At 45.2% G+C, this 23,599-nt stretch carries 23 protein-coding genes; 7 read left to right on the forward strand and 16 right to left on the reverse strand.

The window, feature by feature from the left end; translation table 11 throughout:
* Positions 1-222: 222 nt before the first annotated feature.
* Positions 223-834: a TetR/AcrR family transcriptional regulator gene (locus tag ONE56_RS17440; protein WP_041153900.1), complete on the reverse strand. Its 612-nt coding sequence runs from the start codon at positions 832-834 to the stop codon at positions 223-225.
* A 155-nt stretch (positions 835-989) separates the two neighbouring features.
* Between ONE56_RS17440 and ONE56_RS17445 the strand changes: the two genes are divergently transcribed.
* On the forward strand, positions 990-2,033 hold the full coding sequence (locus ONE56_RS17445; protein ID WP_331437632.1) for an alkene reductase: 1,044 nt from the start codon (positions 990-992) through the stop codon (positions 2,031-2,033).
* Positions 2,034-2,154: 121 nt separating this feature from the next.
* Here ONE56_RS17445 and ONE56_RS17450 read toward each other — a convergent pair whose 3' ends face one another.
* The 3 genes from ONE56_RS17450 to hutX form a co-directional block, all read right to left on the reverse strand.
* The gene (locus tag ONE56_RS17450) at positions 2,155-4,194 is read right to left on the reverse strand and encodes a TonB-dependent hemoglobin/transferrin/lactoferrin family receptor (RefSeq protein WP_423841147.1); all 2,040 of its coding nucleotides are present in this window, start codon (positions 4,192-4,194) and stop codon (positions 2,155-2,157) included.
* Positions 4,195-4,454: 260 nt separating this feature from the next.
* Positions 4,455-5,021: a heme utilization protein HutZ gene (gene hutZ / locus ONE56_RS17455; RefSeq protein ID WP_423840586.1), complete on the reverse strand. Its 567-nt coding sequence runs from the start codon at positions 5,019-5,021 to the stop codon at positions 4,455-4,457.
* Positions 5,018-5,539: a heme utilization cystosolic carrier protein HutX gene (gene hutX / locus ONE56_RS17460; RefSeq protein ID WP_423840587.1), complete on the reverse strand. Its 522-nt coding sequence runs from the start codon at positions 5,537-5,539 to the stop codon at positions 5,018-5,020. The genes hutZ and hutX overlap by 4 nt, the downstream gene beginning before the upstream one ends.
* Positions 5,540-5,710: 171 nt before the next feature.
* Between hutX and ONE56_RS17465 the strand changes: the two genes are divergently transcribed.
* From ONE56_RS17465 to ONE56_RS17490, 6 genes are read left to right on the forward strand one after another with little or no spacing between them, the layout of a single operon-like run.
* Positions 5,711-6,538 (forward strand): energy transducer TonB, encoded by an 828-nt coding sequence (locus ONE56_RS17465; protein WP_423840588.1) that lies wholly within the window; start codon positions 5,711-5,713, stop codon positions 6,536-6,538.
* Between the two features lie 8 nt (positions 6,539-6,546).
* Entirely contained in the window at positions 6,547-7,230 is a 684-nt protein-coding gene (locus tag ONE56_RS17470; protein WP_423840589.1) for a MotA/TolQ/ExbB proton channel family protein, read from the forward strand.
* A complete protein-coding gene (locus ONE56_RS17475) occupies positions 7,230-7,652 on the forward strand; it encodes an ExbD/TolR family protein (protein WP_041153903.1) in 423 nt (140 codons plus the stop codon). The genes ONE56_RS17470 and ONE56_RS17475 overlap by 1 nt, the downstream gene beginning before the upstream one ends.
* Positions 7,649-8,503: a heme/hemin ABC transporter substrate-binding protein gene (locus ONE56_RS17480; protein ID WP_041153904.1), complete on the forward strand. Its 855-nt coding sequence runs from the start codon at positions 7,649-7,651 to the stop codon at positions 8,501-8,503. The genes ONE56_RS17475 and ONE56_RS17480 overlap by 4 nt, the downstream gene beginning before the upstream one ends.
* Positions 8,504-8,537: 34 nt before the next feature.
* Positions 8,538-9,578 (forward strand): FecCD family ABC transporter permease, encoded by a 1,041-nt coding sequence (locus tag ONE56_RS17485; RefSeq protein WP_423840590.1) that lies wholly within the window; start codon positions 8,538-8,540, stop codon positions 9,576-9,578.
* Entirely contained in the window at positions 9,578-10,417 is an 840-nt protein-coding gene (locus ONE56_RS17490; RefSeq protein ID WP_423840591.1) for a heme ABC transporter ATP-binding protein, read from the forward strand. The genes ONE56_RS17485 and ONE56_RS17490 overlap by 1 nt, the downstream gene beginning before the upstream one ends.
* A gap of 75 nt (positions 10,418-10,492) precedes the next feature.
* Here the strand turns inward: ONE56_RS17490 and ONE56_RS17495 are convergent, their stop codons facing one another.
* From ONE56_RS17495 to ONE56_RS17550, 12 genes are all read right to left on the reverse strand, one after another.
* Positions 10,493-11,611 carry an NADH:flavin oxidoreductase gene (locus ONE56_RS17495; RefSeq protein ID WP_423840592.1) on the reverse strand — a complete coding sequence of 373 codons (1,119 nt, stop codon included), beginning with the start codon at positions 11,609-11,611 and terminating at the stop codon, positions 10,493-10,495.
* Positions 11,612-11,870: 259 nt separating this feature from the next.
* Positions 11,871-12,791, reverse strand: coding sequence for a heme o synthase (cyoE, locus tag ONE56_RS17500; RefSeq protein WP_423840593.1), 921 nt, complete (start codon positions 12,789-12,791; stop codon positions 11,871-11,873).
* Positions 12,752-13,063, reverse strand: coding sequence for a cytochrome o ubiquinol oxidase subunit IV (gene cyoD, locus ONE56_RS17505; RefSeq protein WP_041153907.1), 312 nt, complete (start codon positions 13,061-13,063; stop codon positions 12,752-12,754). Before cyoD ends, cyoE begins: the two co-directional genes overlap by 40 nt.
* On the reverse strand, positions 13,063-13,665 hold the full coding sequence (cyoC, locus tag ONE56_RS17510) for a cytochrome o ubiquinol oxidase subunit III (RefSeq protein ID WP_041153908.1): 603 nt from the start codon (positions 13,663-13,665) through the stop codon (positions 13,063-13,065). Before cyoC ends, cyoD begins: the two co-directional genes overlap by 1 nt.
* Positions 13,655-15,691 carry a cytochrome o ubiquinol oxidase subunit I gene (gene cyoB / locus ONE56_RS17515; protein ID WP_423840594.1) on the reverse strand — a complete coding sequence of 679 codons (2,037 nt, stop codon included), beginning with the start codon at positions 15,689-15,691 and terminating at the stop codon, positions 13,655-13,657. The genes cyoC and cyoB overlap by 11 nt, the downstream gene beginning before the upstream one ends.
* A gap of 5 nt (positions 15,692-15,696) precedes the next feature.
* Positions 15,697-16,578 carry a ubiquinol oxidase subunit II gene (gene cyoA, locus ONE56_RS17520; RefSeq protein ID WP_331437643.1) on the reverse strand — a complete coding sequence of 294 codons (882 nt, stop codon included), beginning with the start codon at positions 16,576-16,578 and terminating at the stop codon, positions 15,697-15,699.
* Positions 16,579-17,236: 658 nt separating this feature from the next.
* Complete coding sequence (locus ONE56_RS17525) at positions 17,237-17,995, reverse strand: SDR family oxidoreductase (RefSeq protein ID WP_423840595.1); 759 nt, start codon at positions 17,993-17,995, stop codon at positions 17,237-17,239.
* 42 nt (positions 17,996-18,037) lie between these two features.
* On the reverse strand, positions 18,038-18,940 hold the full coding sequence (gene mmsB / locus ONE56_RS17530) for a 3-hydroxyisobutyrate dehydrogenase (protein ID WP_331437645.1): 903 nt from the start codon (positions 18,938-18,940) through the stop codon (positions 18,038-18,040).
* 19 nt (positions 18,941-18,959) lie between these two features.
* On the reverse strand, positions 18,960-20,099 hold the full coding sequence (locus ONE56_RS17535; RefSeq protein ID WP_423840596.1) for an enoyl-CoA hydratase/isomerase family protein: 1,140 nt from the start codon (positions 20,097-20,099) through the stop codon (positions 18,960-18,962).
* A gap of 8 nt (positions 20,100-20,107) precedes the next feature.
* Positions 20,108-20,893 carry an enoyl-CoA hydratase gene (locus tag ONE56_RS17540; RefSeq protein WP_423840597.1) on the reverse strand — a complete coding sequence of 262 codons (786 nt, stop codon included), beginning with the start codon at positions 20,891-20,893 and terminating at the stop codon, positions 20,108-20,110.
* Between the two features lie 33 nt (positions 20,894-20,926).
* Positions 20,927-22,081 carry an acyl-CoA dehydrogenase family protein gene (locus tag ONE56_RS17545; protein ID WP_423840598.1) on the reverse strand — a complete coding sequence of 385 codons (1,155 nt, stop codon included), beginning with the start codon at positions 22,079-22,081 and terminating at the stop codon, positions 20,927-20,929.
* Positions 22,082-22,101: 20 nt separating this feature from the next.
* A complete protein-coding gene (locus tag ONE56_RS17550) occupies positions 22,102-23,595 on the reverse strand; it encodes a CoA-acylating methylmalonate-semialdehyde dehydrogenase (RefSeq protein WP_423840599.1) in 1,494 nt (497 codons plus the stop codon).
* Positions 23,596-23,599: the final 4 nt, after the last annotated feature.

A 23,599-nucleotide genomic window follows, 5' to 3' on the forward strand; every position in this document is an offset into this window, starting at 1 on the left:
ATTAGTGACGATTCAATCAATAGTAAAATGTGTACGAAGGCGACACCCTACTATTGATTAAATTGAATGTTAAGTGAATTGTTACCGCTTTCAGTATTCACATCACAAATCAGTTCAAAATCTAACGAAAAGGGCGTTAACAGCATATCTAACGAGCATTCCGCATTTAATTTTGCGCGTATTTGGTCGGTGTTAATCAGGAACACCCGCCTTTTGGGCTAGTTAAACAATAGCGTTTATAGGTTTTTCAATGCCACCATTTTTTAAGCAACGCATAACCATGTCCACTAACTGAACCAAACGTGCTTCGGACGGTTTTGTGCTCGCAAACGATCTTAAGCCGTAAATACTCATCACCAAAAAGTCACTTAACAGATCACAATCTGCTTCTTCGGAAATTTCACCATTTTTACGCGCTAACTCCAGTTTCATCTGAATATTATTTTTCCATTGCGCAAGCATATTGCAGATGATTTGCTCAACTTCTTCGTCTTGATGATTCAGTTCACTCAGCGATTTTTGTAATAAACAACCCTGGCCATAATCACATTCGTTGAATTCGATCATATCGCGAAGATAACGCTCGAAACCGGATAAGATACGTTGCGGATCATCAAAAAACTGCTCGAATGCTTGTGATTTTGTCTCTGCATAATGCGCTAGAGCTGCCAGCAACAAACCTCGCTTGTTTTCAAATGCACAATAGATAGAGCCAGGATGGAGTCCTGTCACCCGCTTTAAGTCCTGCATGCTGGTTTTATTGTAGCCTTTAGCAATGAACTCATTCATCGCTGAGCGTAAAACATGTTCTCTATCGAATTCGGCACTTCTCATCTAACGCAACTCTTATACTGGTAACTCCCCTTAAGTTTACGGGGCTGAGACAGGTTTAACAAGCTATTTGAATGAACGTTCAAAAAACTTCTTGAATGATCATTCAATAAAGAGTTAGCATGTTTGAACAGTCTCCCAATACGAAGAGCATAAACATGACTACGACATTATTTGAAGCCTATAAGCTTAACGAAACAATTACACTCAAGAATAAAATCGCAATGGCACCACTAACCCGCTGTATGGCGGATGACGATTTGGTCCCTACCGATACTATGGTTGATTACTACGCCAAACGTGCGGATGCTGGTTTGATCATTTCTGAGGCAACCATCATTCGAGCCGATGGTCAAGGCTACCCAAATACTCCAGGGCTCTTTACACAAGCTCAGATAAAAGGATGGAAAAAAGTTACCGATGCCGTTCATGCCAATGGCGGTAAGATTTTTGCGCAACTCTGGCATACCGGTCGTGTGGCACACCCACATTTCTTTGGTGGTGATTACGTACTGGCCCCATCAGCTGTCGCTTTTGATGGCACCGTTCCGCGTATGCGAGAGTTAGTTTATACCGTGCCTAAAGCCGCAACGCATGAAGAAATCACTCAATTGGTTGAAGATTACGCTCAAGCGGCACAAAACGCGATTGAAGCGGGCTTTGATGGCGTGGAAATCCACGGTGCAAATGGTTACTTGATCGATCAGTTTTTGCATTTTGATACGAATCACCGTACAGACGAGTATGGCGAAACACCAGAAAACATGGCTCGTTTTCCTCTGGCGATTATTGACGCTGTTGTCGATCGTATCGGTGCTGATCGCACAGGGCTGCGTGTTTCTCCTGCTGGTTATGCGCACATGGAAGCCGACGAGCGCGATCGTCAGGTATTCGATTACTTCCTTCCTGAAGTTGAAAAGCGCAACCTTGCCTATCTACACGAAGGGATGTTCGATGACAGCATGGAGTTTGACTTCCTAGGTGGCCGGGTATCAGAGTATATGCGCAAAACGTATTCAAAAACGCTCATGGGTGTTGGTGGTTACACTGCACAAACTGGTGCCGAAGCCATTGAAGCGAATAAGTTTGATTTGATTGCGATTGGTCGTCCATTTATCGCCAACCCTGATTACGTAAGTCGAGTTCAGGAAAACAAAGAATTGGTTGAATACGACGCAGCAATGCTAGAGACACTGGTGTAACTTAACTCTAGTCAATGTTAAATATAAAGCCCCTGTTCGTTTCGTTCGACCAGGGGCTTTCTTCAAAACAACTCAAACATCCTTGCAGTAAGAAGCTGTCACGCTCAGTCCTGACAGGAAACTAGAACTCATACTTAGCGGTAAGAGAAAAGTTGCGTTTCGCTTGAGACAAGTCTTTGTCTTCGGCCGCTAAATCACGCACGTCATTCCAGTTGTAGTACTCTTCGTCAGTTACGTTAAAAATACCCGCGCGCAACGTCAAATCACGAACTGGCTTATAATAAGCCGTAATGTCAACGACCGTCGAAGCAGACATTGGTAAGTAATCGCCATCTATATCACTGGCCTTCTTCTTGGCAGTGTAATTTAAGTTAACCGAAGTTCCCCATTGATTGTCAGAATCATAATTTACACCTAGCACGGCATTCCAAGGGTTTACACTGTTTAATGGCGTTCCGTCTGCATCTTCTCCTTCAGTGTATGCAGCAACAATACGTGAACTAAAGCCGTCGATCGGCATGAACTCATCCCAAGATAAACGGTTCGAAACTTCAACACCTTGAATGGTCGCTTTATTTATATTGATCGACTGATAAACAGCATCTCGAGTTGCGAAACTTCCTGACACAAGCTGGTTATCAATAAAGTCATCATAATCGCTATAGAACAGGGCAATTTCACTGCTCATAAGCTCGCTATTGTAACGCCACCCCGCTTCATAGGAGATACTCTCTTCCGCTTTTAGATCAGAGTTAGGCTTGTTTACATAGCCATACATAGGGTTACCGTATGAATAGTAAAGCTCTTGGAAGTCAGGTACGCGGAAGCCTTGACTAACCTGAGCAAATAGTCGGTGCTCCTCAGTTAGCTTGTACACCGTTCCTAAACGTGCTGTGACAGCAGAGTCAGAATAGTTTTTGTACTCACTGGTGTCATTTTGGCTTGGGTTAGCACTGGTATCTCCCGGTTTTGTCTCGAACGAATCGAAACGCAATCCTGGTGTCACGATAAAATCATTAAATACGATTTCGTCCTGAACAAATACGCCATAACGCGTTTCTTCTGCTTCAGGAATGTAAAAGATCACTTGATCATTACCGACGGAGTTAAACTCTTTGTTGATATTAGCAATATCTTTGTTCGAGTAAGACGCGCCGTAAATCAAGTTATGTTCGGCGTCCCCAGTCATAAAGAACTTATCAAACTGAGCATCGAACTGAATGCCTTCATCCGAATAGAGGTAATCTTTTTTCTGCACATTACCATTGGAAACTGACGTACGATCCGTGACACCCGTTTCTTCTTTACTCATCCAATCTAACTGCCAAGTAATTCGATCCGCTAATGTCGTTTCTGCATTCCAGATGTGCTTGAAGCCTAGTTGATATTGTTCAGTTTCGTCATAGCCCGATGCATTTTCGTATGGCGCCCTACCCGTACTGTAATCAAGCGCAGGCAGTTCGTTCTTGTTACGAATATAGTTACCAGAAAACTCTAAACGGTGAGCAGGATTTAATTGGTACTGTAGCTTCACCAATAAGTTGTTGGCACTGCTGTCTTGCTCATCTGGCTTACCAAAGTTGTCGACTTCTTGTCCGTCACGACGGGTGTAGGCGACCAGAGATTCAAGATCGCCGACTTTGTTTGCTAATGCAATGGTTTCACTAAATGTGTCATCAGAAGAGGAATAATTGAATTTTGCATAACCACCAAAGTTTCGGTCTTTCAATAAATCTGCTGGGTCTTTAGTCTGGAAGGCTACAACGCCACCGATTGCGTCAGAACCTTGCAAGGAAGAAGCCGCACCTTTGACAATTTCTACCGATTTAAGCATATCGGTATCGACCTCGACACGTGAGGAGTTAACAAATTCCGCGCCAGACTCAAACTGGTTTGGCTGAGAAACGCCATCAACGATGACTTTAATTCGGTTACCTTCAATCCCTCGAATGTTAATACTCTGTACACCCTGGCGAGAGTTACTCTGTAAATTAACCCCTGGGGTGTACTTAAATAGTTCGTCAATATCCTCAACCATATTGTTTTCGATGGTTTCTTCATCGATGACGGTTACTGTTGCAGCGGTGTCGATGGTTTGAGTATTAAGGCGGGTTGCCGATACGACAACTTCATCAAATGAGTAGGTATTTTCTTCAGCCATGACTGGTGCTGAAAGTACTGCGCCGATAATAATGGCGAGTGGCGTTGGCTTAAACATGATTGTATCCGTATTAAAATGTTAATTCGACTCAATCGATTTCCACAAATTTGACACGCAAAAGACCGAGCGACATTCGCATGCGAGTCGCTTTTTAGTATCAAATAAGGGGTATTCGTTGAGCTAAGGCTTTAGGCTACGTATTTGCGTTCTTCTATTCAGTTATTCATAAGTTGGTTCTTGCGTTACGTATCACTGTGAGACTAAGCACTCTTTTCCGTTCTGACGTGACCTTCTGTTAGGTGAATAAAATCGAGCATATCATCACCAGAAATCACAAACGCCTGACCAAATCCTTTGACGTAGCGCCCCGAATCGGGAACCAGACAATAAAGGTTGAAGTCTCCAAGTTGGCTTAAGTTATCAACCATCTCGCCAAAACGCGTCTTAAGTGCGCTAATACCTTGTTGCCATTGTTGCGTGTGTCGTTCAACCAATTCCGCACGTGTATCGAATGTCAGTCTTTTACGAGCGTAAATATTCTTGCACTCACTTTCGTCCTCAATCATTAAAATTGAAACATTACGATTGGTTTTGAGGTTTTTCCCATGAGCCGCAATATCACTGACTAAGATATAATAACCGTTACTATCAAACGCAAACGGTGCGTATGTGGCATTGGGAATACCGGCAGCATTAATCGTGGCTAACTGTAATGTTTTACGGGAATCTCGAAACTCGCGAACTTCAGGCTCTAGCCGTCCCTGCAATCGCTCACTGCGAACGTCTTCTCGTTGAGCATTATCTTGCGGCTGACTTGTTTTATTCATGCGGCAAACTCCTTTTTCATTTTTACAAATGCTTCTACCTGATGAGGAAAAAGCTGACGTTTTTCATCTCGGCCCAAATACACTTTAAACACACAATGTCCTGCTGCATCGAAGAAACCAATATAATGGCTTTCTGCACCACGAAACGGCTTACTGACTAACGCGATGTTCTCAACAAAATCTAAGCGGAGATGACCATGTAATTCACCGTCTCTCCCCATCAAGTTATAGTATCCGTGTGCTTCTTTGCCTTTAGGAAAGTTAGCTTTCACTTCAAAGATTGACCCGAATGAGTGAACAATTGTTGTCACTTTCCCCCACTCAGATAATAGCTCTAGAACCCGTTTGGCATACGAGCCACCCACATGCGTGACCATTTCATCTGGCAACGCAAAGGTTATTGCTCCTTCATTTAAGCCAAGAGTTTCAGACATACCGGAGACAGGTATCGCATCATCTTCAGCCAGTGCAGCGGCAACTTTTTGTTTTACCTCTTCTTTAGAGAAAACATTATACATTTTCACTCCTTTATGATGAGCGGACATAAGACCGTTTGTTATCACATTGTATTCAATATTTTGTTCGTTATAATACCGACCATTAACAACAATGCAAATGATATTTGATATCATTATCATTTGTATTATTATGTTTGCGTAATTTAACATTTGAATGGACAAGTGAATAAGATGGCCCGACTTCGTTACCTCACCGCTGGCGCGATTGCATGCCTATTACATGGCCTTGCGTTGTCGTATGCGCCCCAAAAAAACACGGTAACGATGTCGACAGAGAAAGGTGCTCAGTCTCTGCAAGTTCAGCTCATGACGTTTTCCTCGAGTCAACCTGACAACATCCAAACCGAAACTCAGACGGTCAATCAACCTAAACCGACTTCTCCGACAGAACCTAAAAAACAGCAGGCAGACCCTAAAAGATCAATCAAACCCAAACCGGCCCAAAACCAAAATTTAGATGATGCCGTCAAAAAAGAAATCCCTGCGATACCCCAAAAAGAGAAAAAAGAGAAAACAGCGTCTAATCCAAGATCATCAAAACAAGACCCCGTAAAACAGAGAGCCAGCGAAAAAATCGCGCACCATGAAAAACTTGCAGAGCGGAAACCCTCACAACCAAAAAAGGCCGTGACGCCAACACCAACCATCGCAACTGAGAAAGAAAGAACGAATGAAAACAACAAGAAACAACCTGCATCACAACCCAAAGATAGCCAACCAAAACTGGTGAAAAAGCCTCAGTTCAGAGCAAAACCAACGCCTGTAAGCTACCCAAGAGCGGCGAGAAAACGAGGCTTAGAGGGCAAGGTATTGATTGAAGTCTGGATCGATAAACGTGGTCAGCAAATTAAACAGCTATTGCTCGAATCCAGCGGACATCGAATGCTCGACGAACGCGCTCTTAAGACCGTAAGAGAGTGGCGTTTTTCATACCAATCAGAACAAGGTCAAGCCATTGCTCATCGCGTGCAAATTCCTATTAATTTCCAACTAAAGTAATCGCCAATATGCAAACACTAACTCATATTCACAGCCAACTCGGCATCATGACATGGCCGCTTATCACCATGTCCTTCTTAACCGTTGCGATCCTGATAGAGCGAACGTTTTATATGTTGCTCAACAGCCGCACTCACACCACCGCCATACTCAAAAGTATCCATAAACTCGACTTTTCTCGTCCACACGAGGTGGATGCGTTTATTCAAAAGGAATTGCAGGGCCGCCGTTTGATGTTCCAATCGATGCGCATGTTGTTAGGTCATCGCCACTTTAGCAAGCCCTTAAGAGAAGAAGCGGTTGGTATTTGGTTGTTTAAAAAGCGTCAGCAGTTCCGTTCTGGTATCCGCTTACTTTCAATGATAGGCGTGATCAGCCCTCTTATTGGTTTGCTGGGTACGGTGTTGGGACTCATGGAAATGTTTAATGGTATGACAGATAGCACTGCAACGATTTCACCCGCAACGTTGGCTGATGGGCTGGGGCTTGCGATGACCACCACCGCCGCTGGATTGTTTATCGCCTTACCTGCAATCACGGGCGCCCAGTTACTTGGAATGTGGGTGGAGAAAACGTTAGCAAAAATTGAGTACACCCTAAATCACAGTAATCTGCATATTGAAGGTATTGTGGTCGATCCATTCTCGGATAAACAAAATACGCCGACTGTGACGACAGAGGAGGTTGTATAATGATCCAGTCACACTCACGCTTGCTCGAAGAGGACTTTAAACCTGATCTTACACCGATGATCGACATCATCTTTATTGTGATGGTTTTTCTACTGCTTACTGCAAATGTCAGCGTACAAACACTCAATGTGGATATTCCTAAAACTCAAGAAGCAAGCCAGCTTACCTCTCCAGACAAACCCGTTATCTCCATCGGGATATTAAACAGCGAAGAACAAAAATGGGCATTAGACGGTGAAAAATTCTCTGACTGGAGCGATTTTACTGCCGCATTACTCAAGCTGAGAAAAGACTTTCCGGACAAACCCTTCGTTGTTGCAGCGGATAAGAAAGCGGAAATCGAATCCATGCTCAAGTTATTCGCATTCATGCAAAAACACCAAATTTCCGCCACCAACATCGTTATGGAAGAACAACAATGAAAAAGCTAATTTTGGCATTCGGTCTGCTGTTATCAGCCACCACTACTCACGCTCAACAAGATACAGATTCTAACCATCGCATTATCAGTGCTGGCTCAAGCATTACAGAGTTAATCATTGCTCTTGGTGCTAAAGAGCAACTTATCGCGGTTGATGTCACCAGCAAAAAATACAACGCTGATGGCGCATTACCTCAGGTCGGTTATCACCGCCAGTTGTCAGCAGAAGGTTTAATGGCCTTATCTCCGACTCATCTGATTGGATCGCATGAAATGGGACCAGAAAGTACGCTCACGCTACTCAAAAACGGCGGTATTCAGGTTGAGACCGTGCCATCGGGTGACTCAGAAAGCGATCTTTTTCGTCGTATTGATCAAATCGCGCAGATAACAGGGACACAAGCCAAAGCTGAAGCATTGAAGGACTCAATTGATGCAAAACTAAACAGCATAAAGTCACGCAAGCTGAAGCATTCACCTAAAGTCCTATTCGCCATGCTGACCAAAGGTCGTCCGGCAACCATCGCCGGTGATAAAACAACGATCGATGTGATCATTTCACTCGCGGGCGGTCAAAACCCGGCTAAAACAGAAATGAGTTCATACAAACCTTTATCACCAGAAGCTATCGTTCAAATGCAACCCGACATTCTTCTGGTTAGTTCACGAGCATGGGAAGCGTTAGGTGGACATGACGGCATTTTGCAAGCGTTCCCCCTACTCGCGGCTACCCCCGTTGCAGGAAAGAATCGAATCATTCCAATTAGTGGCAGTGCAATCATCGGCGGGTTTGGTCTAGAAAGCATAGAGCTTACGGATCGGCTATACCGAACGTTTGCAACATTAGACTAAACAACTTTGCGTAACTATTAATAAGTAAATAATGATGACAGATTTAAGAATGGTGTCAGCCAAGTCATTGTGCATTATAGCGGCTATTGCACTTTATTTTGCTACAGTGGCATCAATCAGTTTAGGAGCAATGAACATCAGTCTATCCGACAGTTTGCAATCATTACTCCCAGTGGGAAACGCGAACATTCCCGACCATGTAACGATGATCATACAACAAGTGCGTTTGCCTCGAACGCTGTTAGCTATTGCCGTCGGCGGAATTTTAGCTATCAGTGGTGCAGTAATGCAAGGACTGTTTAGGAACCCGTTAGCTGACCCCGGCATCATCGGTGTTTCGTCTGGAGCGGCGCTAGGCGCAGCACTTGCCATCGTGGTGTTTGGCGAACTCTCCAGTCAATACCCAAATATATTACTGTTTGGCACTGTACCGATGTTTGCTTGTATTGGCGGTGCTTTGACTACCTTTGCTGTCTATCGTCTAGGAACAAGCAATACCGGAACGTCCGTTACTATGATGCTGCTCTCTGGGGTGGCAATATCAGCATTGGCTGGGGCAGCGTTGGGGTTGTTAAACTATTACGCAGACGACCAAGCACTGAGAGACCTTTCACTGTGGACCATGGGCTCGTTAGCTGGGGCCAACCCAAAAGGACTATGGCTTGCCTTTACAACCTTGATTGTGCTGCTTGTGGCTTACTATAAGGACGCTGACAAACTCAATGCCATGTTGCTGGGGGAAGCAGAAGCACGTCATATGGGCATCAACGTACAAGCGTTAAAACGTCGTCTGATTATTCTGGCTGCATTTGGGGTTGGTGTGACGGTCGCATTAAGCGGCATGATCGGCTTTGTTGGCCTTATTGTGCCTCATTTAGCAAGGATGATTATCGGCCCGAATTACCGCTCTTTATTGCCAGCGACTTTGTTTATGGGCGCGTTATTGCTTTTGATTTCCGACATGTTAGCGAGAATCGTCGTCGCGCCATTAGACATGCCTGTTGGGATCGTGACAGCGTTACTTGGTGCACCCTTTTTTGTCTGGCTATTGATTAAACAAAAGGGACGAATCTAATGTTATTGGACTTACCTTTTAAATTTTCTCCCTCACAAATCATGCCCGGGCCAATCAACTATTCTGGCCAAAAGACTGTAGAGGTACGCAATCTGTCAGTAACCTTGGGGAGCCAGTCTATTCTGAATGATATCCATCTGACATTAAACCGTGGCGAGTTCACCGTTCTTCTTGGCCCAAATGGTACAGGTAAAAGCACATTGCTGAAGGCGATAACAGGCGAGATCAACGCAACAGGTCACTGTCGTATATTTGGACAAGAGAAAGCGCATTGGCCTGCGCCTTTATTGGCCAAGCACTTAGGCGTGCTGCCGCAAAGTAGCTCGCTGTCATTTAACTTTATGGCGAAAGAAGTGATTGAACTGGGGGGAATAGGATTAACCATGTCCAAGCGTCAACTGGAGGGTGTGGTCAGCAAATATATGAACGCGACGGATGTAAAACATCTGACTTCACGTGCCTACCCCACTTTGTCCGGCGGAGAAAAACAACGTGTTCACTTGGCACGTGTGCTAACCCAACTAGAGCAAAGCGGTGACAATAAGGTTTTATTGTTGGATGAACCGACATCGGCATTAGATATTCATCACCAGCACACGACTCTAGATCTGGCTCGCAAACTTGCCAATAATGGTGCAACGGTGGTGGCCGTGTTGCACGATCTCAATCTCGCGGCGCAGTATGCGGATAGAATCATTATTCTCAACCACGGTACGATCGTCACTGACGGTTCTCCTCGTGATGCGCTCCAACCAAAAATCATAAATGAAGTGTACCACCATAAGGTGGATGTCATTACACACCCAACCTACGGTCACCCTGTCGTTATCACGAGTTAGGCGTTCAGTGATTGAATTCGAATGGTACAAAGGACGCAAGTCATTTTGCGTCCTTTATTCGTTGATTCAAAAAGGTTATGCCTGCTCCGTTGCCCTGCGGCGGTTTCGATTTTTGTGCACCACGCAAAAGTTACCGCGCTTGGTGCGACATTTTGAGCAGCGCTCACAATCAACAGGAGCTCGATTCCCCTCTTTCCAACGCTTAACCAATTGTGGCTCGGCTAGCAGTGGACGAGATAACGCAAAAAATTGAATGTTGGTATTCTCGGCAATGTTCTCTATCGCATCGAAAGCACTTAAACCACCGACAGTGATCACGGGTATGTTCACATCTTGGCTAATCACATGCCCAAATTCGTGGAAATAGCCTTCTTCTTGTAATGTGTGCCCATCAAAGGTTTCGCCGACAAGTTCGTTGGCTTTGCCATGAATGTTACCAGAGACAATGATGGCATCGACACCGATTTCTTCGAGCTTCTTACACACATGACGCGTTTCATCAAAGGTTAAACCACCATCAAAAAATTCCGTTGCGGTGAGTTTGACAAGAATTGGAAAATCATGGCCGACTAACTTTCTGGTCTCCGCATAAATTTCGATAAGAAAACGCATGCGGTTTTCTAAACTCCCACCGTATTCATCTTCACGGCGGTTGTAATACGGGCTTAAAAACTGGTTGATTAAGTAGGTGTGTGCAGCGTGAATTTCTACCCCATCAAAGCCAGAGTCTTGAGCACGCTTGCTTGCTAACGCAAAAGCTTGGACGATATCGTGGATATCCTCTTTCGTCATTGCTGTACCTTGCGTATTCGTGCCACGCTCAGGCACCTCACTCGGAGCAAAAATTACCCGCTCACCGACGTTATAAGTGGTTTTGGTACCACCATACGCAATTTGCATGACGATCTTCGAGTCGTACTGATGTACAAGATCCGTAAGCGTTTTGTATTCTTCAATGAAAGAGTCGTTGTAGATTCCCATCATCCCTGCGTTGGGTTTCTCTTCTTCTACAATATTGGCGTAACCCGTAACGATGAGGCCTACATCACCTTTCGCCAGCTCTTCATAAATATTGTAAAGCTTCTCAGTCATATGACCATCTTCGGTCGCCATATTTTCCCACGTTGCGCTGCGTACAAAGCGGTTCTTTAGGGTCATGTTGCCAATGCGGGCTTCGGAAAACAAAATGCTCAAAAGCTGTCCTCTTAAATTTGTTTTTATCTTTCTCTGCTTACAAGCCAGTGAGAACGAAAAAGGAACAGCATTGCACAATGCAAGGCTGTTCCTTCTCTGAATCCTTGAGACTTACAATCAACACACGCACCTTAATGCCTAGTCGAGGACAAAACTTTAATCTGGATTAAGGTTTAGTGAGTTGTGTCTGCTTATTAAGAAAAATAACGTATTAGTTTGGCGATCAAAACATGCACCAAACTAAATGGGCTTAAACGTATTACAAAGACAGAGCAAGTGGAATTAACTCAACGCCGAGTACACCGCTTATTCCCATGACAACAAGTAATGAGACTTTAAACACCGACTTCGACCAAGTGACGTAGTTGCTGTCATCAATGCTGCGGAACGTTACTTTGGTCCACATAAAGCATACAACCGCTGCGACCGCTAAGTACTCATACCCTGCGTCACCGAGTAAAAACAGGCCGAAAGAAACGGCACTAAAGGCAGAAACATAAGCTTTCATATGGCGATGCGCTTTATGAATGCCCTCTTTAACAGGCAAAACCGGAATACCCGCTTCACGGTAATCCTGCATTCGGAACATCGCGATCGCATACGAATGCGGCATTTGCCACAAACAGAACATAGTAAACAATAGGATGGCTTCTAAACTAATGAAGTTTGTGACCGCCAAGTAGCCAACCAATGGCGGCACTGCACCCGAAATACTGCCCACTAAGGTTCCATATACAGAATTGCGCTTGTACCACATGGTGTAGAAAAACACGTAATACACATAACCAAGCAAGACGACAACAGCAGAAAGCGGATTTGCAAGTTGGTACAGTAAAGCCGTTCCAACCAGTAACAATACCAACGCATAAACAAACGCAACGTCGATATTGATATTGCCTTTCACTGTCTCGCGATTTTGCGTACGTGCCATCTTTTGGTCGATGTCGCGATCAAAAATATTATTCACTACACAACCTGAAGCAATCACCAGCCCCACACCAGCCAACGTTGTAAAAAACAACGTCAGACTAGCAGGTTCCGTTTTTGCGGCGAGGAAGAACCCCGCCGCAACAGAAATCAGGTTGCCGAAAATAATGCCCGGTTTGGTAATAGACAAATAACTTTTCAGCATACTGAGGCCTACAACTTCATATTGACGTTCATGTTGTAGATGATCCACACCGAACCGGCGATGAGGATAAACACAACAATGGCGGTGAACATCAAAGACACCAAGTTCCAACGTCCGTCTGACGTTTTTGCTTCCATGTGCAAGAAGTATTTGAAATGAACAAATATCTGCACAATCGCACAAGTAAACAGAATCGCGTAAGTCGTTGTATCAGGCAGTGACTTTGTCCATACGAAGTAGAACGGGATCACCGTTAGGATCAGCGCTGCGACAAACCCTTTAACGTAATCAGACGCACTGGTTTCAACATGTTGACCCATTACATCACCCCCAATAGATAAACAATGGTAAAGACGCAAATCCAGACGATATCTAAGAAGTGCCAGAACAAGCTCAAGCAGTTAAAGCGCATGGCCATGTTGTCGTTCAGCCCTTTGGTCGAAAGCTGATGATACGCAATCGCCAACCAAATTAGACCAAAGGTCACGTGCAGACCGTGCGTTCCAACTAACGTAAAGAAAGCGGATAGAAAAGCGCTGGTTTGAGGGCCGTAACCTTCTTCGATCAAATGATGAAATTCGTAGACTTCCATGCAGATGAACCCTAGACCAAGCAAGAATGTCACTTGCATCCAGCGTTTTAGTCCAGAAACATCTTTGCGCTTCATCGCGATCATGCCAAAACCGAAGGTAATACTACTCACTAGCAGCAACATGGTTTCAACGAAGACAAATGGCAATTCGAAAATCTCTTTTCCCGTAGGGCCAGAGATGGAATTACTTTCTAGCACTGCGTACGTCGCAAATAACGTTGCAAACAGCACGCAGTCACTCATTAAGTAAACCCAGAAGCCAAACAGCTTGTTGCCATTGGTATCGTGATGATGATCATGATCGTGGTGCGCGGCGATACTAGTTTGCATAGGTCACCTCCAGATCATCGTTACTTTCATTATCTTTCACTGAATTTTTCTTCGCTTGTTCAAACTCTGCACGACGTGCCGCTTCAATCGCTTTAATTTCTTCGACTTCCACGTAGTAATCCACGTCATCGTTGTAGCTATGTTTGATACAAGTAACAACAATGGCTACGAAACTGAATGCCGCTAACCACCAGATGTACCAAATCATGCCAAAGCCAAATACCAATGACCAAGCCGATACATACATACCCGTTGGGGTATTTTTTGGCATGTGGATACGTTCATATTCCACTTCCTTCGTTGGATCAAACTCACCGCTTTGCTTCTGATACCAGAATGCATCTAGGACATCACCTTTTGGCAGGTGAGCAAAGTTGTAGAATGGCGGAGGTGAAGACGTTGCCCATTCCAGAGTACGTCCGCCCCAAGGGTCACCAGTAAGATCGCGGTTTTGCTCGCGGTCACGGATACTCACGTAAATCTGGATGAATTGAGACAGAACGCCCAATGCAATCACGACCGTACCTGCTGCTGCAACAGCCAGCAGAGGGAAGAACTCAGGGTTGATATCTTGGCTAAGTCGACGGGTCATCCCCATAAAACCTAACGCGTATAGCGGTAAGAACGCCATCAAGAAACCAATGATCCATAGATAGAATGCGCGCTTGCCCCAAGTCTCATTCATCGTGAAACCCGTTGCTTTCGGGAACCAGTAAGTGATAGCAGCGAAACATCCAAATACGACACCACCGATAATCACGTTATGGAAGTGCGCGATCAGGAATACTGAGTTATGCAAAACAAAATCAGCGCCTGGTACCGCCATCAATACCCCCGTCATACCACCTACGGTAAAGGTTATCAGGAAGCCGACGGTCCACAACATAGGCGTGGTAAATTGGATGCGACCTTTGTACATGGTGAATAGCCAGTTAAAGATCTTAACCCCTGTTGGGATAGAAATGATCATCGTGGCAATACCAAAGAACGCGTTTACATTCGCGCCCGAACCCATGGTAAAGAAGTGATGCAACCAAACCACAAACGCCAGGATAGTGATGACAATGGTAGCCCAAACCAATGATGTGTAGCCAAATAGCTTCTTGCGAGAGAAAGTCGCCGTGACTTCTGAGAACACACCGAAGATCGGTAGAATCAGAATGTACACTTCTGGGTGACCCCACGCCCAAATCAGGTTGACGTACATCATTACGTTGCCGCCAAGATCATTGGTAAAGAAGTGCATGCCCAAATATCTATCCAGCGTCAACAAAGCAATCGTGACGGTCAGAATTGGGAAGGAAATAATGATCAGGATATTTGCACACAGTGATGCCCAGGTGAAAACGGGCATTTTCATCATTGGCATGGATGGCGTACGCATACGCAGAATAGTCGCGAAAAAGTTCACGCCCGTTAACGTAGTACCCACACCGGAGATCTGCAACGCCCAAATCCAATAGTCGACCCCGACTCCCGGACTGGCCTTAATCCCTGAAAGCGGCGGGTAAGCCAACCAACCTGTTTGACCAAACTCACCTAAACCGAGAGACATGTTCGTCAAAATCACACCAACAACAAACAGCCAAAAGCTCAAGTTGTTCAGGTATGGAAACGCAACATCTCGCGCACCAATTTGCAGCGGAACAATGATGTTCATCAGGCCAATCACTAATGGCATGGCAACGAAGAAAATCATGATCACGCCGTGGGCGGTAAAGATTTGGTCATAGTGATGTGGCGGCAGATAACCCGCCTCACCTGCTGAAGAAAGGAGTTGCTGACTACGCATCATTACGGCGTCAGCAAAACCACGAACAAGCATCACCATCGCAACTGCGATATACATGAAGCCCAATTTTTTATGGTCTACAGAGGTAAACCATTCGTTCCATAAATACTGCCATTTACCCGCTTTTGTCACTGCGTAAACGACGGCTAAACCCACTAGTGCTACGATCGCTAGAGTGATAACGATAATGGGCTCGTGGAATGGAATTGAATCAAGAGTTAATCTTCCAAACATAGCGATTATCCTAGGTTTTCAGGCAAACAGTTCATTGAACCAGGATGCTGAGTCACAACGTCAGTAAACAAAAACGGTGGAACACTTGAGAACAGTGTCACCGGTTCCGCGATACTCGGCTCAGCCAGCTTGCTGTACTGATCCCAGTCTTCTATGCGGTTCGGGCTTGCTTTCACTTCCTGCACCCAATCTTGGAATGCTGAACGATCTGGCAATGCCGATGCTGTAAACTTCATTTGAGAGAATCCCTTACCGCTAAAGCTCGATGCGAATCCCTTAAAATCACCTTCGTGGTTCGCAATCAAATTAAGCTTGGTCACCATTCCTGGCATCGCATAGATCTGGCTACCTAAGCGTGGAATAAAGAATGCGTTCATGATGTTGTCTGACGTGAGCTTAAACTTGACAGGCACATCTTTAGGGAATGCCACATAGTTTACCGTCGCGATGTTTTGCTCTGGGTAGATGAACAACCATTTCCAATCAAGTGATACCACTTCGATCGTGATTGGTTTTTCTGAACTAACCAAAGGCTTAGACGGCTCTAAAGCGTGGGTTGAACGCCAGGTGATGGCGGCAAGAATCGCAATAATGATGATCGGAATCGTCCATACCACTATCTCGATTTTGGTCGAGTGTGACCACTCAGGTGCATATTCTTCTTCGGTGTTAGAAGCGCGGTATCGATAAGCGAAATAAATCGTCATTAAAATCACGGGGATGACGACGATTAACATCAGTAAAAGAGCAGTGATAATGAGCTCTTTTTCTTGGACACCGATAGCACCTTTGGGGTCAAGCAAAGCTGAATTACATCCTGAGAGCAGAAGCATGGCGAATGCCAAACTCCCCCTCGATAAGATGCGTTTATATCTTGAGGCTTCCATTAACTTTCTCGATGGTTGTCTGGTTTCTTGGCAAATACCCGAAACCCGTAGTTATAGTCATTAGAATGTTTATGTGTTGAGCATGTGCGACATTGAACATCAAAATGCACCGTCCCAAGTCAAAACCATCGGTTATTTGCTCTGCTTGGTTAAACCCACATTTTTAGTGTGAGTTTATTGTTACACTTTGAAACACAATGTTACAACTGGCGCATTATGAAGAGTAGAGAATGAAAGCTCATCAGCGATTATCAGAATATTAGATTTCATTTTTGATGAAACAAGATTGGAAGGAAAAGTAAAGACAAGCTTAATGATTAATAAAAAAATTATTTTAAATCAAAAGTATAATAGAAAAAACTAGCGAAAAACCAAACCACATCAGCAATCAATAAAGCTATATACAACGCATTATACGCGTATGATGCAAAATGCAAAAAAGTGATCTAGATCAAATTATTAAAATCACTTAACTTTCATATGGTTTATTAAAAAAAACACTTTAAAAAACAATTAGTTTTAAGTTTCAATGAGATTATCCTAATTGAAACTCGTTGATAACGCTGACCGCAAACTGCGATGAGTTACTGTCAGTCAGGTACTTCTACAAAAACGAACAACTGCGACACAAAAAAGAGTAACGAGCAGCTTTATGTTGTTACATCCGGATACCGCCATCTACCTCTAATACTCGCCCGGTAAAATAGTCATTTTCGAGAATGTACTTAACGGCATGGGCGATTTCGCTTGTCTCTCCCATTCTGCCTAAAGGAATCATTTTTTCTAGCCGTTCAATCGCTTCCGGCTTCATTTGCTCTGCCATCGCGGTATGGACCACACCGGGTGCAATCGCTGCTGCTCGAATTCCATACCTCGCTAGCTCACGAGCCCATGTGGTTGCCATGGTCGCAACCGCAGCTTTGGACGCTGAATAGTTAGTTTGCCCGATATTACCCGCGCGAGATACACTGGATATGTTGATGATGACACCGGTAGAACCTGTTTCAATCATTTTTACCGCCGCTTCCCGACCGCAAAGAAATGTCCCAGTGACATTCACATTCATGACATGATTGAATTGTTGTAGCGACATCTTGTTTACGACACCGTCTTTGACTTTCACCAGTAAGCCATCTCTTAATACACCAGCATTATTGATAAGGCCATTCAATTGACCAAAGTCTTGAATAATGTCATCAAACGCCCTTTCAACGTCGACTTCATTTGTGACATCCAGTAAATAAGTGATCGCTTTGGCGCTGAGCATATGGCATTGATCTTGGGTATCTTTCAGCCCACTCTCATTGACATCGATCAAAGCCAGATCGGCACCTGCTTGAGCGAGGATAATCGCCATCATTTGTCCAAGCCCTTGCCCTGCGCCAGTTATCGCAATCACACTGTTATTTATATCCATTGATTTATCGTCCTTGATGCTGTTACATCCAAAAGCTTTTCGTCACTTCTGAGTTTTATAAAACTCAAACAAGCTGGAAAAATCTCGCTCCCCATGACCACTCGCGTTATGCAGGGAGTAAAGGTTACGAGCCAATGATCCCATCGGTACCGAAGAGTTGGTTTGAAGTGCAGCATCCAATCCCAAACCGAGATCTTTGAGCATCAGCTTACTCATAAAACCCGGTTTATATTGGTGGCTCGATGGCACATTGTCCATGACGCCAGGACAAGGATTGTAAAGCTCTAATGCCCAGTTTCTGCCCGAACTTTGCAACATAATGTTGGATAACACCTTAGGATCAAGGCCATGATCAATGCCTAAATTGAGTGCTTCGCAGGTCCCAGACATAAGAATACCAAGCATCAAGTTATTACAGATCTTCGCCATTTGACCATCGCCCGCTTTGCCAGCATGAAATACATTTTTTCCCATGTACTGCAATATAGCGTTGGCTTTGGCAAATGCCTGATCAGAACCACCGACAATAAATGTTAACGTCGCCGCTTTCGCACCTACCACGCCACCAGAAACTGGCGCATCGACAAATAACAGCTTGTGATTACCCGCTTCGTTAGCTACTAATCGGGCAGAATCCGGGTCAATGGTGGAGCAATCAATCAGCAAAGTATTCGACTCAACAAGGTTAAGGACCCCAACTCCACCACGAAGATCACCTAGATAAACAGCACGTACATGTTTCCCTGTCGGTAACATCGTGATCACGGTACTCGCCCCATCGACCACCTCTTCTAATGAGTCAGCAACGATAGCCCCAAAAGGCTCGAGTTGTTTTGCTGCGACAGTATCCACATCGAATACTTGAACATTAAAGCCCGACGCGAGTAAGTTTTGCGCCATTGGGTTTCCCATTCGACCTATGCCGATGAATGCAATCGTACTCATGATAATTCCCCTTTGTTAGTTAAACTGAACTCGGGTTGAGTCCTAATTGTGCGAGCGGATGTTCATCTTCCGTCCATAACGGTATGAACAGCGCATCAATGAAGTCCTCATCCACCTCGGTGACACTTTTAAATATCCAGTTAGGAACCCCATCTCGATCAATGAGCTTCGCTCTCACTCCCTCTTCAAACTCACCCAATATAGAACTTCGTACCGAAAGAGTTAGCTCTAACCTAAAGCAGTCTGCAAGTGGTAAGCTGTGATACTCTTTCACCTGACGAAAGCAAATATGAGCGGTAATTGGACTACCTGAAGACAGTGTTTTCTTAGCAGCATCAAGCCACTGACTACTTCCTTCTATACTCAAGATTCGTTGGGTAATTAAATTAAGATCCAGCCCCTTACAGGCTTGTTTGATTTGATCTAAATAGGGACTGAGTTGCGAGGTCGGCTTGCTGTCGATGACTTGCTCTTCGAGCAGTTGCAGCAACGCAGTGACCAAGTCTTCAGCATGGTGTTTATCCCAATTGATCGCTTTGAGCTCACTTAGAAACACTTGATACTGCTCTTCCAATAACAACCAATCCGCCAAGCCAATTGTGACAGCGTCACTTGAATTCACCAGCGAACCGGTTAACCCCAAAAACAATCCCACTTCCGGATCAATTTGACTCAAAAACCAAGTTCCACCGACATCAGGGTAAAGGCCTATGTTTATTTCTGGCATCGCTAAACGAGATTTCGTCGTGACCACTTTATGACTCGTTGCCATAAACAATCCCATTCCACCACCCATTACGATTCCCTTACCCCAGCCGATAATAGGTTTGTTGTAGGTATGAATTAAATAGTCGCAGGCGTACTCAAGTGAAAAGTAATCCGTACAAAACTCGACGGTTTTGTCTTTACTCTCATTGTGCATAACGTGATACATGGCCCGCACATCCCCACCTGCACAAAAGGCTTTATCACCAGCCCCCGTGAGTACCACACAGACTAAATGTGGATCGTCTTGCCATTTAAGAAGCTGATTATTGAGTGACTCCAACATGTTATAAGTCAGCGCATTGAGCGAAGACTCGTTGTCCAATGTTGCGATACCGATACGATGAATGCCGTCAGAGCACTCTATTTCAGTAATGGTTACCTTTCCGCCCATTTGACCTCCTAACGGTTTTTCCATTTGGGGTGACGTTTTTCAAGAAAGGCTTGAACGCCTTCTGTCTGGTCTTCGGTATCAAATAAGCGGAGAAACAATTCACGTTCTTTGATTAAACCGTGTTTGAGTGGTGCTGAGCGCGTATTTTGAATCAAGGTTTTGCAGGCAGTGACAGAAGAAGGTGACTGGTGAGCGACGTTGGCGGCTAATTCTAGCGCTTTATTTAGCGCTTCACCTTGGGGGGCTAACTCTTCCACCAAACCGATTTCTACTGCTTTTTCAGCCTTTATTTGCTCACCACAAAGAATCATACGTTTTGCCCAGCCTTCTCCAACCAAGGCGGTCAGGTTTTGTGTGCCACCAGCACAAGGTAACAACCCGACTTTTGCTTCCGGTAGAGCAAGCACCACTTCACTTTCTGCAACTCGAATGTCACAAGCTAATGCCACTTCTAATCCTCCTCCCATGGCATAGCCATTAATTGCAGCAATGGAGACGCCCCGGAAGTCCGTCAGCGTTTCGAACGCCTCACCAAACACTTGCGACATTTCTAGTGCTATGGACTTATCGCCATCCGCAAACAATTTAAGATCAGCGCCAGCGGAAAAAAATTTGTCGCCGCTCCCCGTTAATACAAGTGCATACACTTCTTTGTCTTGATTGAGAGTTAGGACCAGTTCTTTTAGTGCTTTAAGACTGGCAGCCGTCCACGTGTTCGCAGGAGGGTTATTCATCGTCACCACCGCAACATGGTTTTTAATCGAGTGCTGAATGGCTTGCTGTGTTGCTGACATATCCAAATCCTTGTTAAACCAGGGTTACAAAAATCACATTAGCGCTGACTCTTCTGCCAATAACCGACGGGCGATGATCAAACGCATAATTTCGTTTGTTCCTTCCAATATTTGATGCACACGAACATCTCTAAAATAGCGTTCCATCGGATACTCTTTGATGTATCCATATCCGCCATACAACTGTAATGCTTCATCGCAGACACGAAAACCAACGTCGGTCGCGAAACGCTTTGCCATTGCACAAAAAGTGGTCGCATCTGGATCGTTTTTATCGAGCTTGCTGGCGGCATACCGTACAAGCTGTCTAGCCGCCACTAACTCCGTCGCCATATCAGCCAACTTAAACTGTAATCCTTGAAATTGAGCGATGGGTTGACCGAACTGTTTGCGCTCTTGTATGTAGCGTGTTGCATGGTTGAGTGCTTGTTGCGCGGTTCCAACCGAACATGTCGCGATGTTGATTCTTCCACCATCGAGCCCCTTCATCGCGAACACAAAGCCTTGTCCTTCTTCTCCTAATAAATAGCTAGCGGGGATACGTACCTGCTCAAAAGTCACGGCTCGAGTCGGCTGACTGTTCCAGCCCAACTTGGGCTCCTTACGGCCATAGCTAATGCCTTCAGCATCGGCAGGGACCACAAACGCAGAGATCCCTTTAGCGCCCGCCTCACCTGTTCTTGCCATGACGACAAGGACTTCTGTCTCTCCTGCACCAGAAATAAAGGTTTTGCCACCATTAATAACGTATTGATCACCTTGTTTGGTCGCGGAAGTGCGCAAAGACGCAGCATCAGAACCCGCATTTGGCTCCGTGAGGCAATAAGAGCCAAGCCACTCACCCGTGACGAGCTTTGGACAAAACTCGACTTTCGCTTCGTCGGTAGCAAAGCTTGCTACCATCCAAGTCACCATGTTGTGTATGGTCATAAAAGCGGTTGTTGAGGTGCATCCCATCGATAACTGCTCAAACACAATGGAAGCATCCAAACGACTTAACGCGAGTCCACCTTGCTCTTCGGGAGTGTATAAGCTTAGAAAACCTAGCTCACCCGCTTTACGCAACACGTCTTTTGGAAAGATCTTTTTCTCATCCCACTCACCGGCCATCGGCGCTAAACATTCTGCCGCAAACTGTTGAGCAGTATCCGCAAATGCACGTTGATCATCATTTAGTTCAAAATCCATTTGAGCTCCTCATTATTAAATCAGCGCAACTGAATGGTCAGATTTGGTTTGGTCAAAATATCGTCATCGAACCAACGGGCGGTCACGGTTTTTGTTTCGGTATAAAATCGCACGGCTTGCTTGCCATAAGCATGTAAGTCACCGTAAAAACTGCCACGCCATCCCGTAAACGAGAAAAACGGTAACGGTACAGGGATAGGCACATTGATGCCGACCTGTCCGACTTGAATTTCATGCTGATATTTTCGCGCGGCAGCGCCATTGGCAGTAAAGATGGACGTCCCGTTGCCGTATGGGTTGCGATTAACGAGCTCAATAGCGTCTTGCAAGGTATCGACCTCAAGGCAAATCAGCACAGGGCCAAATATCTCTTGTGTATACAGGGACATGTCGGTAGTGACACCACTAAATAACGTCGGCCCAACCCAATTTCCATCAGGAAACCCATCCACGGTGCATTGACTTCCATCCAGCTCACACGTCGCACCTTGTTGTTTCCCTTCTTCGATTAAATGCAACACGCGTTGTTTGGCCTGCTCACTGATCAAGGGACCATACGCTGCATCCTCATCGTCCCACGCTCCGGGATGGACATCTGCCATTGCGTGTTTGAGATCCGTTATCCACTCTTTTGAACTGCCCACGAATACCGCAACAGAAATGGCCATACAACGTTGCCCTGCCGCCCCTACCGAAGACCCGACAAGGTGATTAATCACTTGTTCTTTGTTGGCATCGGGCATCACGACCATATGGTTTTTCGCGCCGGCAAACGCTTGAACCCGTTTAAAGTGCCTTGTTCCGGCGGTATAGATGTATTGTGCCACGGGTACAGAGCCAACAAACGACACCGCACGAATATCGGGATGCACGAGTAGGAAGTCCACTTCCTCTTTACGCCCATGCACAATCTGTAATACCCCTTTCGGTGCACCGGCTTCCGCAAACAGCTCGGCGAGGCGCATAGAGGTTAAGGGAACTTGTTCTGAAGGTTTTAGAATAAACGTGTTGCCACTGGCGATAGCAATAGGGAACATCCACAACGGGATCATGGCCGGAAAGTTAAATGGCGTAATACCGCAACACACTCCCAACGGTTGAATAAGCGAATAACTATCGATATCGGTTGCAACGTTTTCGACCGTTTCACCCATCATGTTGCTGGCGATATTCGCAGCTTGCTCGACCACTTCAATGCCTCTCCACACATCACCTTTGGCATCTGCCAAAATTTTTCCCGTTTCGTGTGAGAGCAACGTAGCCAGTTCATCATGGTGCTCTTTCAGTAATTGCTGATACCGCAACATCAGTCTGGCGCGTTCAGAGACAGCTACTTCTTTCCAGGATTGAAACGTCTCTTTGGCATGCTCTATCGCCGTTTGCATTTCATCTGTCGTAGCACACGGAACATAGGCGATAACGTCATTGGTGGCAGGATTGGTCACTTCCACCCATTCCGTCGTTTGTGATTCACAAAATTCACCTTTGATAAATAAGGGAACCAAACCCGTCATCATG

Origin of the sequence: Vibrio mytili (genome assembly GCF_049563345.1) — a bacterium.
Lineage (GTDB): Bacteria > Pseudomonadota > Gammaproteobacteria > Enterobacterales > Vibrionaceae > Vibrio > Vibrio mytili.